The organism is Methylobacterium sp. WL119 (assembly GCF_008039875.1).
Lineage (GTDB): Bacteria > Pseudomonadota > Alphaproteobacteria > Rhizobiales > Beijerinckiaceae > Methylobacterium.
On the sequence record NZ_VRUU01000047.1, the window covers coordinates 26,100 to 41,303 of the forward strand.

The following is a 15,204-nucleotide window of genomic DNA, read 5'->3' on the forward strand; positions in this document are numbered from 1 at the left end:
GGTGAGCGACCCCGCCGCCACCGAGCCGCGTCTCCCCGGGACGCAGGACAAGCAGGCGGCGGAGGTCGCCGTCGGCGAGAGCGTGACGCTTCCGCTGATCGCCGAGACCGCCCGCATCGACAAGCGGGCGGTGGAGACCGGGCGGGTGCGGGTCTCGACCCGAACCGAGGCGGTCGATCAGGTCCTGCGCGAGACCCTGCGCAGCGACATGGTTGGGGTTACTCGGGTGCCGATCAACCGGACCCTGGCCGAGGGCGAGACGCCCCCGTTGGTCCGGGAGGAGAACGGGGTGACCATCATCCCGGTCCTGGAAGAGATCCTCGTCGTCGAGAAGCGCCTCGTCCTACGGGAGGAGGTGCATGTTCGCCAGACCACAGCGGACGAAGACGTCGAGGTCCCGGTGACACTGCGCAAGCAGCACGCCGTGGTCGAACGCGTGGATCCGGAAGGCCACGCCAGCGAGCAGATCAATCCCCTATCAGCTCAGGAGCAAACATTATGACGCAGACGATCACCGCACTCTTTGATCGCCCCACCGAGGCACAGGCCGCTCAAGCCAAGCTCGTCGCCGCCGGCATCCCGCAATCGGCGATTAAGCTGGTGCAGGGAGCGCAGACGGCGCGCACCAGCGGCTCTTACGACTACCGCAAGGACGAGGGCGGGTTCTGGGGCTCGCTCAAAGACTTCTTCATGCCCGAGGAGGATCGCTACGCCTACAGCGAGGGTCTGAGCCGAGGCGGCACGCTGCTGACCGTGAGTGTCGAGCCGACGCAGTCCGACACAGCCTACGACATCCTGGAGCAGAACGGTTCGATTGATCTCGACCAGCGTGAAAGCGCTTGGCGCCAGGAAGGCTGGAGCGGCTACTCGGCCAGTGGAGCAACGGCAGCTAGCTCGACCTCGGGTACGACGGCGACCGGAACGACGGCTACGGGCGCCGCGGCGCTGAAGGCCGCCGGCACGACCACGGGCGAGTCGGACTACATCCCGGTTGTTGAGGAGCGGCTCAACGTCGGCAAGCGCATGGTCGACAGCGGCCGGGTGCGGGTGCGCTCCTACGCCGTTGAGAAGGCGGTAAGCGAGAACGTCACCTTGCATGACGAGACCGTGCACGTCGATCGACGTGTGGTCGACCGAGCGGTGACGCCTGGCGACATGGCCCTGTTCGAGGACAAGGTCATCGAGGCCACCGAGATGCGCGAAGAGGCAGTGGTGTCTAAGGAAGCCCGGGTCGTTGGCGAGGTCGGCATCCGCAAGGATGCGGCTCAGCGCGTCGAGACCGTGACCGATAAGGTGCGCCATACCGAGGTCGAGGTCGAGGACGAGCGCGGCAACGTCAGTCGCACTGGCACGACCGGCACCACCACGACGGACGCCGCGCCCGGCACTCGCAAGCCGGTCTGATCCATCCGAAAAGCGCTGCCTGGAGCTTTGATGCACCAGGCAGCGCATGATGCCGAGATCCGAGTTCGGGTCGGCCCGTTCTCGACTGCAACCCGTCAAACAGGCGCCGCCATGTTCCTGAACCGCTCGCTTCTTCTCCTCTTGCCGCTGCTCGCGGCAGCACCCGCATCGGCACAGACAACCGTCACCGGGCAGCCGGCAGCAGGTGGGGTCTCTAGTGCGACCTCCGGTGGTCAGAACGCCGTGACACGGCCGAACACGGATCACGCCAACACGACAAGGGCCAGTGGGACGGGAGCGAACGTCAAACTGGAGCGGGGCGCCAACAGCTTCACCGAGGGTGAGGCCCGCCGGCGTCTCGATCAGGCCGGCTACCACGAGGTCAAGAACCTCAAGATGGACGGCGACGGCATCTGGCGCGGCGATGCGCTGATGGGCAGCAAGCCGGCCAGCGTCGGCCTCGACTTCAAAGGCAACGTCGCGGTGCGCTAGCCGGTTTCCGCGTTCGATTCATCCGGTTCAAACCCTTCGGAGTGCTTCCATGCCCACACAGACCCTCTCGGCCCTGTACGATCGCTACGACGACGCTGCCGCGGCCGTGACGAAGCTGGAGGCGGCCGGTGTGCCGCACTCCGACATCAGTCTCGTCGGCAACAAGACGGAGACGACCACCACTGGAACCAGCGATCCGGTGGACCATGCCGCCAACGGTGCAGGGACCGGTGCAACGCTTGGAACGATCCTGGGTGGCGGTGCCGGTCTCCTCGCTGGCCTCGGGCTGATGGCCATCCCGGGCGTCGGTCCGGTCGTGGCTGCGGGCTGGCTCGTTGCAACGTTGACCGGTGCCGGCCTCGGTGCCGCGGCAGGTGGTTTGACCGGTTCGTTGACCAGCGCCGGCGTGAGCGAGACCGATGCGCATGCCTACGCTGAAGGCGTGCGCCGGGGTGGTTCGCTACTGACCGCGAAGGTGGATGAGGCCCACGCCGCTGTAACCATGCGCATCCTGGAGGAGCATGGCGCTGTCGATCTCGACGCGCGTACGCAGGGTTGGGAAAGCGAGGGCTGGAGCAGCAAGACGGCTGGCGCGTCGCAAAGCGATACTTCGACCTTGATCGGTTCGGACGCAGCCGCAGGCTCGATCGTGCGCGAGAACGATGCGGTCGGCGCTCCCGTGGCTAGCCCGGATACACGGACGTCCGGTGCTCGCCGGGTGCGTGTCTACAATCACCCGGTCTGATCATCGGGATCCGCGCGCCAGCGCAGCCTCGGCATCGACTAATCCGATCAACCTGGTCGAAAGGCCGCTTCAGGAGTCCAGATCATGGGCCTACTCGACAGTATCATCGGCAGTGTGGTCGGTGGCAACGCCAGTCAGCAGCAGGGCGCCGGCGCCAGTCCCCTTGTAGGCGTCCTGATGAGCCTTCTGGCCGCACGGGCTGGAGGCGGCGGCCTCGGCGGCATGCTGGGCAACGCAGGCGGCGGTCTCGGGAGTGGCCTCGGGGGTCTGCTCGGTGGCGGAGCCGGAGGTCTCGGTGCCCTGGTCGAGCAGTTTACCCAGGCCGGCCATGGTGGGGCAATCAACTCGTGGATCGGCCAAGGACAGAACCAGCCAATCGCTCCGCACGATCTCGGAGCGGCGCTCGGTCCGGAAACGGTGGGGCAGCTCTCACAGCAGACGGGCATGGGAAGCTCCGACCTGCTGTCGCAGCTCTCCCACCTGTTGCCAGGTGTGATCGACCAGCTCACCCCGCAAGGCCGGATGCCGACCGAGCAGGAGCACGCACACTGGTAGCTCTTATTGCGCCTACCCAGGACAAAACGAGCTTTGCCGTTCCAATTGGATCAGCACAGAGGTGTTCGTCCTTGGCTCCTGACGACAACGCTTGCCTTTCTGATGGTCGGCAGCACCGAAGCCAACCACTAACTATCGATTAGTTTGGACAAGCTCGATACTCATTCGAGACAGGCCGGCTTCTCCCGCAACGAGCTTCTTTCCTGGCTCTCATCAGAGCTTCCTTCGGCGGTGGACCGCTACACCCCCGACGGCAGGCTGCCCGCCCATTGAGGCGTTGCACCTGAGGACATCCCGCATGCCGGTCGGGATCCCTCCCGTCCGGACGCGCCGGTCGAGATGACCGCAACGAGCACCGTGACGGTGCCACCCGAGGAACCCACCATGGCCAAGACCGCGCACGCTGAGGCTGCCAAGCACCACGAGGCCGCTGCCAAGTCGCACAAGACCGCCGCCGAGCACCACGAGAAGGGCGACGAGACCGCCGCCGCCAAGCACTCGAAGGAGGCCCATGGCCACTCCGAGAAGGCGCACGAGAGCTCGACCAAGGCCCACGGCAAGAGCGCCAAAAAGTAACCGATCCGACCCAATCCCCGGACGCGCATCTCGCGCGTCCGGCCCCGACCGAGGAGAACGAACATGGACGAGAACCGCATCACCTGCGCCGCTAGGGAACTCGGCGGCAAGGTCCAGGGCGCTGTCGGCGACGTGACCAGAGACCGCGAGACCCAGGCCAAGGGTGCGGCCAACGAGGCCAAGGGCAACGTCGAGAACCTGTACGGGCAGGCCAAGGACGCGGTGCGCGACGTGGCTGACCAGGCCTCCGACCTTGCGCAGGGTGCCATGAAGCAGGGTCGCGACGCCTTCCCCGACGCCGAGCGCGCCTACCGCCAGGGCGCCGATACGGTGACGACCTACGCCAAGGAGTCCCCGCTGATGATGGCCGCGATGGCGGGCGCGCTCGGCTACCTCCTCGCCATGGTCGTTCACGGCCGCCGCTAGGCCCGTCCCCACATCGTCCCGCAGGTCAGGAGCAGCACCATGAGCGATCCCACCCGACTTGCGGGTCCGCCCCTCGCCGATGGCCCGATGCAGGCGCCACGCTCACCGGCTGGCTTGGCCGATGCCGTGCGCGACCAAGCCAGCGGCTATGCCGACCGGCACAAGATCGAGGCTGCAGGCTTCCTCTCCGAGCTCGCCGGCGCGCTGCGTTCGGGCGGTAGCCAACTCAATGGACAAACACAGGTAAAGCCGTTCGTCCACGCCGTCGCCGACAACCTCGACGCGTTCTCGGACCGTATCATACGCCGAGGCTGGCGTGAGCTTTACCGCGACGCCGAGGGGGGCGCACTAGGCCACCCGTTGGCGACGGCCCTGGTGGTTGGGGCGCTCGGGTACGGCGCTTTCCACGTCATCCGGTCCGGCGAAGGAGGTGCTGGCAAATCCCCCGGTGAACCCAGGCAGGCGTGGGGCGGGTACCCTTGAGCGCCGTCCCGCCACCCACGTCTCCTCATGGCATTCCCAGTTTGCTCGCCGAAGCGCTCCGGGGTGCAGGCGACGTCGTCCGGGGCGAGATCGCCCTGTTCCGCCAGGAAATAATCGACAGCCTGCGAAGCGTGGTCATCGGCCTCGCGGCGATGGCTGGCGCAGCGGTGTTCGCAATCGTCGGCTTCCTGGTCCTGGTCGACGCTTTGATGAAGTGGCTCGCCGCTGTCGTCGGCTCGGAGGCGCTCTCCGCCCTGATCGTCGGTGTCGTCTTCCTCGTTCTCGGCGTCGTCCTGGCGCTGACCGCCAGGAGCCGGTTCTCGCTCAAGGGGCTCATGCCGACTCGGACAGGCCGCCAGCTTCGGCAGGACGCCAACGTTATCAAGGAGCACGCAGACGCATGATGAGTGATGCCGACGCACTGGAGCACGAGATCGAGGCAAGCCGCGGCCGCCTGGGCCGGACGCTGGACAGTCTTACGCAGCGCCTCACCCCCACCGGCATCGTCGAGGACATGCTCGGCAGCATCCGCCACGACGCGACCGGGGCCGTCCTCTACGACGGCGCGCTGGAGGCTGTCCGCCGCAACCCGGTGCCAGTCCTCATGATGTGCCTCGGCACCGTGATGCTCCTCAAGGGCAAGGGTCCCATTGGAGGCGCTGCCTACCGAGCCATACGCGATCCGGATCGGTTCGCCGTACCGAGCACTGCCATTGCCTCGAAGCCTCCAGCTACGACATCGAAAAATTCCCCGTGACCGAGACAATGACAGTCCACGACGCAGAAATGGCCAGCGTCGAAAACAGCCCTGGGACGAGGCGATATGAGCTCGCCGCGACACTGGTCAAGCTTGGGATATTCGGCAGCAGCTTTCCGTCCAGTCAGCACCTGTTCTAGCTGGACCAAGTACGGCGCCTAAGCCCAAATAATGGCAATGCGCTGACTCCCCACCCAGAGAAACGCATTTAATTGCAGCTCGCTAATTCGATGAAATAGCGAAAACACTGCGGCTAAAGCACTTCTTTCTCTCAATCATATACCCATTGCGTCGAGTTAAAAGTATTGGAAGGATTCTCGCATGACCATCGAGCAAGTCTGCCTGGTGGTCGTTCTAAACCTTCTCATTGGCATCTTCATCGCACGGCTAAGGCACCTGCGTACGCCCCCATCCGCAAGCCTGATCTTGGTCGCGATGATCCTCACTGGCTTTGCGATGATCTGGCGCTCCCTCATGACCTAATATCGTCCACAATCGACCTGCTTCTGATCACAGCGGCTGGAAAAATTGTCTGAGCGCATGGAATGGGTCGCAAGACTGACGCAGATGTGCGTACGCTGCCTCGACCCGAGGCCCCCCTTTTTGAGCCTACTTCCCGAGATGCCCCATGACTGACCCTATCCAACAGCTGACCCCGCAGCCACGGACTGAGACCTCCCCAATAGTCTGGACCCTCTTTCTTGGAACCGCGCTTCTTGGATTGGTGGCTCTACCACATCGCCGACTCAGTTCGCGCCCAGAAGGCGCATCGAGTCAGCTAGGCGCCGAGGAAGGCTCAAGAACCCACGAAGGAGCGGCCGCTTCCCAGGTCGCAGATACAGAGGTTGACCGAGGCCGTAAGGCGTCCACCCCATCCGAGATCCCGGCCAAAGGTTGGCTCGATATTGGCAAGCGCCTGTTCCAAGAGTTCGGAAACGACCGTGTGCTGCTGGTTGCGGCAGGAGTTACATTCTACGCCATCCTGGCGTTGTTCCCGGCCATTGGCGCCTTTGTCTCGATCTACGGCCTTGTGGCCGACCCTACGACCATCAATGAACAGTTGGCCTCTCTTCAAAGCGTCATGCCGGGCGGTGCCCTCGATATCATCGGCGAGCAGGTCAAGCGCATCGCAGCAAAAGGAGGCGGCACCCTCGGTTTCACCGCGGCCTTCGGCATCGTCGTGTCGATCTGGAGCGCCAACGGCGGCATGAAGGCAATCTTCGATGCACTAAACATTGTCTACGACGAGAAAGAGAAGCGCAACTTCTTCTGGTTAAACCTGAGATCTTTGACTTTCACAGCCGGGGCACTTTTATTTGTGGTTCTAGCTCTTGTTGGTATCGTTGTGATACCGGCTGCGCTAGCCTTGTTGAATTTGGGTTCGATGGAGTGGGTCATCGCCTTGGCACGATGGCCGATCCTACTCCTCGTTGTCCTAGGCAGCCTGGCGCTTTTGTACCGATACGGTCCGAGTCGGGAAGCTGCTAAGTGGCGTTGGGTCACGTGGGGAAGTGGCGTTGCTGGTGTTCTCTGGATTGTCGTGTCAGCGCTGTTCTCATGGTATGTGTCAAGCTTCGGCAACTACAATGAAACCTACGGGTCCCTCGGAGCCATCATCGGCTTCATGACCTGGATCTGGATTTCTACGACCATCGTCCTGCTCGGAGCGGAGTTGAACGCCGAGATGGAACATCAGACAGTCACCGATACGACCACCGGTCGGCCGGAGGAGCTTGGTGCACGCAAAGCGAAGGTGGCTGACACGGTCGCCGCTTCCGCATGAAAAGCAGACGAGACGTGCGACCCATTGCGGTCGCACGTCTCGTCTGCATCGTGACAGACTCTGTATTTGCCTATTAGTACTAAATTTAACGATCACTCGCATATAAAAGATATTAATCCCATTGATTCGTATGTCGGGTATCCTACGATTTTTTAGGATATAGGTAGGCGGCAAATTTCCTCCCTAAGCAGCCGTCCCGGATACGACCCAACCTGGCCATTCAGCCCACTTTGGCGCCTTCTCCGAAGCGGACGCTCCAGCAACTCAGCGCGCAAGTCCGGGGAGGGTGCATGGACGACGTGTTTCCGAACTGCAGAAGCGGTAGCGCATTTCCATGACCGCCCTCCCAACAGGCGAGATGCGACCGTCTAGGAGGATCCGAGGGCATGCCTGTGATCGCCATCTGAAGCCTGCGGTCTCCATAGAACTGACTCGGTAGAAGGGAGTTGTGCGGCCATAGGAGCAAGCGACGTCGAAGCTGACCACCAAAGACCGCACAGCCCTTCCGAAGAAGGATTTTGCCCTACCCGACGAGCAGCGTTTCCCGGTCGAGGACAAGGCGCATGCCCGGAATGCCAAAGCCCGCGCCGCGCAATCGGAAAAGGCCGGTAACTTGTTGAAATCCGACAAGGCAGCTATCCCTGGGGGCCACACCGACGCCGCTACCACCGCCGCGCTCACGAGGTGAACGCGGCCGGCAAGGTGTTGGCGCGGGGGGCGGAAGCGATGGGCATCGACTGGACGCCGACGCCGCTCGCCACCGTGTCGGCCCCGCACGGAGATGCACCCCCGTGTGTCTACCGCGGCTTCTGTACGCTCGGCTGCTCGACCAACGCCAAGCAGAGCGTGCTCGTGAGCTACCTTCCCCGCGCCCTGAAAGCCGGTGCCGAGATCCGCGACCTCGCGATGGTGGGGCGGATCGAGACGAAAAACGGGCGCGCCACCGGCGTCCACTACTTCCGTGAAGGGAAGTGGCGGTTCCAGCGCGCGAAGAACGTCGTGGTGGCGGGCTACGCCATCGAGACTCCACGCCTGCTCCTGAACTCGGCGAACCAGGAGTTCCCGGACGGCCTTGCCAACTCCTCGGGCCTCGTCGGGAAGAACCTGATGGTTCAGGGTAACCAAGCGGTCTGGGGCGTCCTCGACGAGGAGATCCGCAGCTACAAGGGGCCGCCCTCACTGGCGATCAGCGAGCACTGGAACTACGACGACAAGGGCTATGGTCCCTTCGCGAAGGACTTCTTCGGCGGCTACTCCTACATGAGCCAGGGTCCGCTGCCGCAGCTCTGGGCCAACACTCAGGCCTCCGCGCACGGCTTGTGGGGCGAGGCACTCGTCTCCGAGATGCAGCGCTACAACCACGTCGCCGGTCTGAAGGTCGTCTCCGAGTACATGCCGCAGGAGCGTAACCGGGTGACGCTCGCCGACGTGAAGGATCAGTACGGGCTGCCGGTGGCCCGCATCACCTATTCCTGGTGTGAGAACGACAAGGCGCTCAACCGGCACGCCCTCAAGTTCATGCGGGAGGCCCTGTCGGCCGCAGGCGGCCGCGAGGTCTGGGACCAGGGCGATGACACCTGCCACCTCAACGGCACGGCTCGCATGGGTGCCAACCCTCGCACCTCCGTGGTCGATGCCGATTGCCGGTCCTGGGACATCCCGAACCTGTACGTCTGCGATGGTTCGGTCTTCCCGACGGTGGGCGGAGTGAATCCGTCCCTCACCATTCAGGCAGTCGCGCTGCGCACCGCGGATCGCATCTTTGCAGAAAGGCGATAATCGATTTTAGAGGCTGAAGGTGTCGCTCGCGCCGCCGAGTGAACAACCGCGTCGTGTCATCGTACTACCGGGCACTCGGCTAAGTTGAGGCAGAAGCTGCCAGCCTGACTGCCAACAAAATGATCGTTTTCCGACGCATATGACTATATGTAGCGAATTCGGCTCACGGTGGGGATCGGACCCTGACCCTTTACCTTGAAGCGAATGTTCCGTCTCCGACCCATGGCAACCGTTCAGACCGTCGTCGGCGCATTCCGAAAGCGGTCATTCGATGACCATTCGGCACCTCTGCGTCACAACCTACGTGATGAGTGCTAGCGATGGCGGCGTTTACCAGTCGTAATGCGTCGTAGAACACGGGAAAGCTGATCTGCCGAGTAGGGTTTGTGCAGCAGCTCGAACCCGTGTTCGCCGTTCTCGGCCAGCACATGGCTGTAGCCGGAGGCTAGCACCACCGGCAGTCGAGGTAGGCGGCGGCGCAACTCCTCGGCCAGGGCGATCCCGCCCATGCCAGGCATCACGACGTCCGAGAACACTACCTCGAACCCGTCGCCGTCGGTACCAAGGCGGATCAGCGCGCTCTCAGCGTTGGCCGCCCACTCCGTCCGATAGCCCAGGTCTTCGAGGATTTGGGTCGCGAACGTGCCGACCTCGATGTTGTCCTCGACCACAAGTACCTTCTGGCCATTACCCCCGGGGGCTGGGCCGCTCGCCTCGTCAGGAGTTTCGTGCTCGGCCTCCTCCGCGACCTCCGGCAGGTACAGCGTGAACGTGGTACCCGCGCCGACCACGCTCTGCACCTCGACATCGCCGCCCGACTGCTTGGCGAAGCCGAACACCTGGGACAGGCCTAGGCCTGTGCCCTTGCCGACCTCCTTGGTCGTGAAGAACGGCTCGAAGATCCGTCCCATGTCCGCCTCGGCGATGCCGCTGCCCGTATCGCTGAGTTCGATCTTGGCGAAGGGGCCATCAGCGCCAGCGTGGTTTCGGATCACTGGCATGGCTGCGCCACAACCCAGCCGTAGGGTCAGTGTCCCTTCCCCATCCATTGCGTCGCGGGCGTTGACCGCCATGTTGACCAATGCGGTCTCGAACTGGCTCAGGTCGGCCTTGATGAAACAGGCGTGATCCGGCAGCTGGGTGACAACTCTGACCCGGGCACCGGTCACCGTGTCGAGCATGTCGGCGACGGCCCGCAGCCGATCGCCGACGTTGAGTACCTCCGGCGTCAGCGCCTGGCGTCGTGCGAAGGCCAGGAGCTGGCCGGTCAGCTTGGCGGCGCGTTCCACCGTGTCCGACACGGCATCCATGTACCGCTTGCGACGTTCTTCCGGCAGGTTCGGACGGCGTAGGAAGTCCACGGACGAGCGGATGATGGTGAGCAGGTTGTTGAAGTCGTGCGCCACACCACCGGTGAGCTGGCCCACCGCCTCCATCTTTTGCGACTGGCGCAGGGCCTCAGCGGTAGCTTCCAAGGCAAGCGCTTGCTCCTTGGCCGCCGTCACATCACGCGTCGTGGAGAAGATCCGATCACCGGTTGGCACGGCGTTCCAGGAGAGCCAGCGATAGCTGCCATCCTTGTGCTGGTAGCGGTTCTCGAACCCGGTGACCGTCTCTCCCCGCGCCAGCCCAGCTAGTCCGACGGTGGAGTGTTCCTGGTCGTCGGGGTGGATCAGGTCGAAAACCGAGCGACCAACTAGTTCGGCCTCGGACCATCCCAGCGCCGTCGTCCAGGCTGGGTTGCAGGCGACCATGCGACCGTCGATGTGCAGTACGGACAACAGGTCTGTGGCGAGGCGCCAGACTTCGTCCCGCTCCGCGGTCCGCTTGGCGACCTCTTGCGTGAGTGTGTCAGCGCGCTGAGCCAGAACGGTCGAGGCGTCGCGTAGAGCGGTCACGTCCTGGACGAACATGTAGAACCCATCGACGGCACCACTGGCGTCATACCGGGGCAGATAGCGAATATCAGCGATCCGCCGCCCCCCGTTCTGTCGGGGCCAATCCAGGTCCATCTGTACGGACTCGCCCGCCAGGGCTCGCTCGATCTGCGCGCGACGCACTGCATAGCCATCCGCCCCGGCGATCTCGGGGATGGTTCGCCCCACGACCTCCTCCGGCGTCCGGCCAAACCAGTCCCGGTAAGCCGCGTTGGCGAACTGGTAGGTCAGCGTGCGGTCCACGAACGAGACTAGAAACGGCAATGCGTCGGTGACCAGCCGGAGCTGGGTTTCGCTGGTGCGCAGATCGCTCTCCGCCATCCGCCGTGCGGTGGCGGTACGGGTCCGGGCGGCGACCTCGCGGATGAACCCAAGTTCGTCCTCGGTCCACGTTCGTGGGGTGGCGCTGCAAACGAACAGCAAAGCCACGAAGCGTCCGTGTTCGAACACCGGGGTGTTGACCAGCGCCCGCGCGTTGACGGCTTCCAGCGCCGCGGCCTGGCCTGCCGTGCGCGGGTCGTTGCGGGCGTCGTCGATGACGACCATTTCCCCGCGCTTCAGGTCGTCGATGTAGCTGCCGAAGGACCGGAACTGGAGCGTCCCAGCGATGGAGACGGCCCCACCGCTGGTCCAGTCCCGTTCGACGGTGATGGTTTCGGCGTCCGGGTCTACTAGCCCGTAGCCGACGAGTTGCACGCCAAGGACCTGCCCGAGGATGCGGCTGGCCACGTCGCTCAAGCTGGCGGTGTCGTCATCGTGCTCGACGAGTTGGTCACTGAGGTCCAGCAGCGCCTTGCGCCGCACCTCGCCGTCCCGCAACGCCACCCCGGTCAGGTGCTCGGCTGTGCGGTCCCGAATGATCTTGACGAAGCCAATGTGCGTCTCGTTCTCGTCGCGCAGTGGCATCATCTCGCCCGAGGCCCAGAACCGTTCCTCACCCTTCTTTAGGTGCCAGCGTTCGTCCTGGGCGCGGCCTTCTTTGAGAGACGTGGCCATCTCATAGGCGACCCGACCGTTGGCTCGGTCCTCAGGCGTGAAGAAACGTCCGGCATCCTGGCTGCGCATCTCGTCGGCGGTCCAGCCCATCACGTGCTCGGAGCCGCTGTTCCAGCCGGTGATGGTACCGTCGCGATCCGTCACGACGATCGCGAAATCGAGAGCGCTTTCGAACACCGCGTTCTGGCGGGCGGCATCCATGCTGCCGCTGCGGACCCTCTCACGCAGTCGCCGCACCTCGGCTTCCAGCTCCTCCCGCGAGAGGACTGCTAAATCACGTCCAGACAAGCCAGCGTTTCCCTTCGAAGGCCTCTTCCCAACGGAGGAAGGCCTACCTCACACCGATGCTGGTTTGTGAAGCCTGTCGCCTTTCAGGTCCAGATCGGGCCGGGACGGGTGGCCGGCAACGTAGGCACCATGCTCTAGATACGACACCGCAGCCGGTCATTTGCTGGACTGATCCTGCCACCTAGGAACGTCTGCTATTCCAGCCTCGTCCACGATACCGAACAATCTCAAAACCACCCTTCTCGGACGCCGCCGTATGAAGCGATATGCGTCGAGAAAACGGTCGTTTTCTCACTGCGTTACAGCGACCCGCAGTTCGGCGCTCACCGTCGACACCGTGATCTATCGTTTGTTCAGTTCGAGGGCCGTCCGGTTCAATCCTTCCGGCCGCTCCTCCACGGTGCACCCGGCCGGCAAGCGATTAGATCCTCGTGTTCGCTGCTGATAGGCGGGCACGAGCGTGTGCGGCAGCGAGGTAGCGCCCAATGAGTGCCGCGTAGACATCAGGCTTCAAGCCGCGCGCACCAAAGGATTGCACCACCACCTGACGTCGGCGTCGGCTCACCTTGGCCCGCGAGAGCACCCCGTTCGGCCGTGGCAGGAGGACGTTCGGTGCAAGCGCCAGCGTCAGGATGAGGCGCTTACCGTAGGTAACCTGGAAGTCTGCGATGTCCTGCCAGGCGATTGCGCCGTCGAGCAGAGGTGAGCGCAGCGCCTCGGGCGTCAGCACAAGGAGAGGCGAGCGGCTACGTCGATGGACGAGAGCTGCGTAAATCCCCGCCCCGATGACGCCAGAGGTGACCACAGCGGCCAGGATCTGCTGGGCTAGGGTATCGTGCACAATGCCAAGCGCGCGAGGGTACAGGAGCAGGATGGCACCGGTCCCGGCAAACAGTAGAGCGAGTACGCCCATCGTCCAGACTATCGGCGCACCGTTCTCGTGCACCAGCGTCTCTTCGGCTGGCACGGCCGCTACGGCCTCCTCCAGGTAGGCTCGTTCGGCACCCTGATGCTCTCGCGCCCGGGCGAGGAAGTCCGCGCTGATCGTGCGGCACAAGCTGGGCCAGTTTGCCACCAGAACGTCCGGCCAAGCGCGATCCTCCGCTCCAAGCGGCCGGGCGGCACGGCGCATAAGGTCGGCATCAAGGGCGACGCCGAGCGCCGCGATGCGCTGCCGGTCCGGCGGGTGTGTATCGGTTGGATGTTCCTGCCTTTCGTCGAGATGGCTCGTCGGGTCCAGGAAGCCGGCGGCGGGGATCGCGTCGAGCACGTTTGCGACCAAGTCATTGCCCACTGCGTCCGGTGCGTTGAAAGCAGCTTCAAGGGTCGCGCCCATCACCGGTCCGAGAGCGCCGACGCGCAGCAGGGCAGAGGCGGCGGGTGACGTGCCTGAGACGAGGGCACCGCGCCGGTCGGCTTCGAACTCGCGCACCCGGCTCCAGCGGGCCACCGCCGCATCGAACGTGCCGAGGCTGCGGTGGCTGACATACGCTGCAGGTCGCGTGAGGATGTCGCCGACCCCGGAACCGCCGAGCGCAGCCAGCGCTCGTTGCAGACCGGCGTAGATCGGGGTGAACCGACGACTGTAGGCGGTGTCCTCACCCGCGAAGTGCGCGAGTTCATGTCCGATCACCGCGGAAAGCTCGCGCCCGTCGAGCACACCAAGGTAAGGGGCAGGCAGGTAGAGGGTGCGACCAGTCAGGATCGTCCCGTCCATGGCCAAGCGTACGGCGCCCTCTGTGACGAAGAAGCCGCCGGTCAGGCCGACGATCACCGCGTCCGGCGGGAGAGCGTGCTGGCGCCCGGCGAGCTCGCGCACGAGGCGCCATAGGCCAGGGGCCTCCCGCTCATCTAAAGCCTGACCGTTCACATCGATGGGCTCGGGGGTGAACAGAGCGAACACGCCGCGCAGACCGCGTACGGCACCGATCGCGGCCCAAACCGCCAGGACGGCGATGATAAGCGCGCCAAACAGCAACTTCGCCTCGCCGGCCGAAAATCGCCCAACGAACCACAGGCCCCCAGCCTCGAACAGGGTCGTGCTCAGCACAGCGAGACTGAGGCCGATGATCTGCAGACCGAGTAGCACCGGCAACACGCGATGCACGAGGCCAAAGCTGGCGAGCAAGGCGTCGCGCGAGCGCCGTGCCCACTGACCTGCTGCCGCCGCGCCCACCAGCGCGACCAAACCAGCCAGCATCGCCAGCATCGTTCCAACGAGGGTCGCATACGGGATCCACGCCCGGGCGCTGGCGAGCGGTCGGTCGCGTTCCGCGCCAGCTAGGGCTTCCTGTGTCTTGTCGGCGGCCAGCGCTGCGCCGTAGGCGGTGCGTGCGCCCTCGAACCGGACTGAAGCGTAGGGGTCTGTTGCTGCCAGAAGGCGCAGCTGGACCAAAGAGACCGGCAACTCAACAAGCCGGCGGGTGTAAGAGCGCCTAACAGAACCGCCTGATTTGGTTGAGGGTGATGAGACTGGCGGCGAGGTTGGTGAAGGCCTTGTAGATGTCGGCGCGACGCTCGTAGCGTACGGGCAGGCGTCGGAAACGGTTGAACCAGGCATGGGTGCGCTCGACTACCCAACGGTGACGCCCAAGCTTCTCGCTGCTGTCGATCCCGCGCCGAGCGATGCGAGGGACGATCCCACGGGCGCGGCACTCCTGGCGACGGGCACGGGCGTCGTAGGCCTTGTCGGCATGAAGCTTGTGGGGACGGCGGCGTGGGCGACCGCGCCGGCCGCTGCCCACGGGCGGGATCGCATCGAGGGTCGGGGCCATCATCACGCTGTCGTGGCGGTTGGCCCCCGTGAAGGTCAGGCCGAGGGGCGTGCCGCGGGCATCGACGACGAGGTGGCGCTTGGTGCCCGGTTTGCCGCGATCCGTCGGGTTCGGGCCTGTGGCAGAGCCCCTTTTTTCGCCGGGACAGACGCGCTGTCCAGGCTGGCCCGGCTCCAGTCGAGCTGGCCGACTTCGTAAAGTCGCCCCAG

Annotated in this window: 15 protein-coding genes and 2 pseudogenes; 14 read left to right on the forward strand and 3 right to left on the reverse strand. The window is 64.5% G+C overall.

The window, feature by feature from the left end; genetic code table 11:
- The first annotated feature begins 1 nt into the window (after position 1).
- The 14 genes and pseudogenes from FV227_RS16895 to FV227_RS16960 form a co-directional block, all read left to right on the forward strand.
- Positions 2 to 502, forward strand: coding sequence for a YsnF/AvaK domain-containing protein (locus FV227_RS16895; protein ID WP_147859514.1), 501 nt, complete (start codon positions 2 to 4; stop codon positions 500 to 502).
- A complete protein-coding gene (locus FV227_RS16900) occupies positions 499 to 1,404 on the forward strand; it encodes a YsnF/AvaK domain-containing protein (RefSeq protein ID WP_147726156.1) in 906 nt (301 codons plus the stop codon). Before FV227_RS16895 ends, FV227_RS16900 begins: the two co-directional genes overlap by 4 nt.
- Before the next feature lie 30 nt (positions 1,405 to 1,434).
- Entirely contained in the window at positions 1,435 to 1,896 is a 462-nt protein-coding gene (locus FV227_RS16905) for a hypothetical protein (protein WP_246686665.1), read from the forward strand.
- 49 nt (positions 1,897 to 1,945) lie between these two features.
- A complete protein-coding gene (locus FV227_RS16910; protein WP_246686664.1) occupies positions 1,946 to 2,641 on the forward strand; it encodes a hypothetical protein in 696 nt (231 codons plus the stop codon).
- An 84-nt stretch (positions 2,642 to 2,725) separates the two neighbouring features.
- Positions 2,726 to 3,196 (forward strand): YidB family protein, encoded by a 471-nt coding sequence (locus FV227_RS16915; protein WP_147859515.1) that lies wholly within the window; start codon positions 2,726 to 2,728, stop codon positions 3,194 to 3,196.
- Between the two features lie 144 nt (positions 3,197 to 3,340).
- Positions 3,341 to 3,469, forward strand: coding sequence for a YidB family protein (locus FV227_RS29905; RefSeq protein WP_348642518.1), 129 nt, complete (start codon positions 3,341 to 3,343; stop codon positions 3,467 to 3,469).
- Positions 3,470 to 3,580: 111 nt separating this feature from the next.
- Positions 3,581 to 3,772, forward strand: a complete 192-nt coding sequence (locus tag FV227_RS16920) for a hypothetical protein (protein ID WP_147726154.1) — start codon at positions 3,581 to 3,583, stop codon at positions 3,770 to 3,772.
- Between the two features lie 63 nt (positions 3,773 to 3,835).
- Complete coding sequence (locus tag FV227_RS16925) at positions 3,836 to 4,198, forward strand: CsbD family protein (RefSeq protein WP_147859516.1); 363 nt, start codon at positions 3,836 to 3,838, stop codon at positions 4,196 to 4,198.
- A gap of 39 nt (positions 4,199 to 4,237) precedes the next feature.
- On the forward strand, positions 4,238 to 4,681 hold the full coding sequence (locus FV227_RS16930; protein WP_147726152.1) for a hypothetical protein: 444 nt from the start codon (positions 4,238 to 4,240) through the stop codon (positions 4,679 to 4,681).
- Positions 4,682 to 4,722: 41 nt separating this feature from the next.
- Positions 4,723 to 5,085, forward strand: coding sequence for a phage holin family protein (locus tag FV227_RS16935; protein WP_246687859.1), 363 nt, complete (start codon positions 4,723 to 4,725; stop codon positions 5,083 to 5,085).
- Positions 5,082 to 5,438, forward strand: a complete 357-nt coding sequence (locus FV227_RS16940) for a DUF3618 domain-containing protein (protein WP_147859517.1) — start codon at positions 5,082 to 5,084, stop codon at positions 5,436 to 5,438. The genes FV227_RS16935 and FV227_RS16940 overlap by 4 nt, the downstream gene beginning before the upstream one ends.
- A 321-nt stretch (positions 5,439 to 5,759) precedes the next feature.
- Positions 5,760 to 5,921: a hypothetical protein gene (locus FV227_RS29120; RefSeq protein WP_187274856.1), complete on the forward strand. Its 162-nt coding sequence runs from the start codon at positions 5,760 to 5,762 to the stop codon at positions 5,919 to 5,921.
- 145 nt (positions 5,922 to 6,066) lie between these two features.
- Entirely contained in the window at positions 6,067 to 7,221 is a 1,155-nt protein-coding gene (locus FV227_RS16950) for a YihY/virulence factor BrkB family protein (protein WP_147859518.1), read from the forward strand.
- A 633-nt stretch (positions 7,222 to 7,854) separates the two neighbouring features.
- Positions 7,855 to 9,000: pseudogene (locus tag FV227_RS16960) on the forward strand (GMC family oxidoreductase); the annotation flags it as partial.
- Positions 9,001 to 9,314: 314 nt separating this feature from the next.
- Here the strand turns inward: FV227_RS16960 and FV227_RS16965 are convergent.
- The 3 genes and pseudogenes from FV227_RS16965 to FV227_RS16975 all read right to left on the reverse strand — a co-directional run.
- Positions 9,315 to 12,221 (reverse strand): PAS domain-containing protein, encoded by a 2,907-nt coding sequence (locus tag FV227_RS16965; RefSeq protein ID WP_147859519.1) that lies wholly within the window; start codon positions 12,219 to 12,221, stop codon positions 9,315 to 9,317.
- Between the two features lie 421 nt (positions 12,222 to 12,642).
- On the reverse strand, positions 12,643 to 14,616 hold the full coding sequence (locus tag FV227_RS16970; RefSeq protein ID WP_147859520.1) for a M48 family metallopeptidase: 1,974 nt from the start codon (positions 14,614 to 14,616) through the stop codon (positions 12,643 to 12,645).
- A 40-nt stretch (positions 14,617 to 14,656) separates the two neighbouring features.
- Positions 14,657 to 15,204: pseudogene (locus tag FV227_RS16975) on the reverse strand (IS5 family transposase); the annotation flags it as partial.

Bases quoted from the DNA above. Each gene is read 5' to 3' on its own strand.
- FV227_RS16900 (WP_147726156.1), top strand. From the start codon at position 499: ATGACGCAGACGATCACCGCACTCTTTGATCGCCCCACCGAGGCACAG.
- FV227_RS16905 (WP_246686665.1), top strand. From the start codon at position 1,435: ATGCACCAGGCAGCGCATGATGCCGAGATCCGAGTTCGGGTCGGCCCG.
- FV227_RS16910 (WP_246686664.1), top strand. From the start codon at position 1,946: ATGCCCACACAGACCCTCTCGGCCCTGTACGATCGCTACGACGACGCT.
- FV227_RS16915 (WP_147859515.1), top strand. From the start codon at position 2,726: ATGGGCCTACTCGACAGTATCATCGGCAGTGTGGTCGGTGGCAACGCC.
- FV227_RS16920 (WP_147726154.1), top strand. From the start codon at position 3,581: ATGGCCAAGACCGCGCACGCTGAGGCTGCCAAGCACCACGAGGCCGCT.
- FV227_RS16925 (WP_147859516.1), top strand. From the start codon at position 3,836: ATGGACGAGAACCGCATCACCTGCGCCGCTAGGGAACTCGGCGGCAAG.
- FV227_RS16930 (WP_147726152.1), top strand. From the start codon at position 4,238: ATGAGCGATCCCACCCGACTTGCGGGTCCGCCCCTCGCCGATGGCCCG.
- FV227_RS16940 (WP_147859517.1), top strand. From the start codon at position 5,082: ATGATGAGTGATGCCGACGCACTGGAGCACGAGATCGAGGCAAGCCGC.
- FV227_RS29120 (WP_187274856.1), top strand. From the start codon at position 5,760: ATGACCATCGAGCAAGTCTGCCTGGTGGTCGTTCTAAACCTTCTCATT.
- FV227_RS16950 (WP_147859518.1), top strand. From the start codon at position 6,067: ATGACTGACCCTATCCAACAGCTGACCCCGCAGCCACGGACTGAGACC.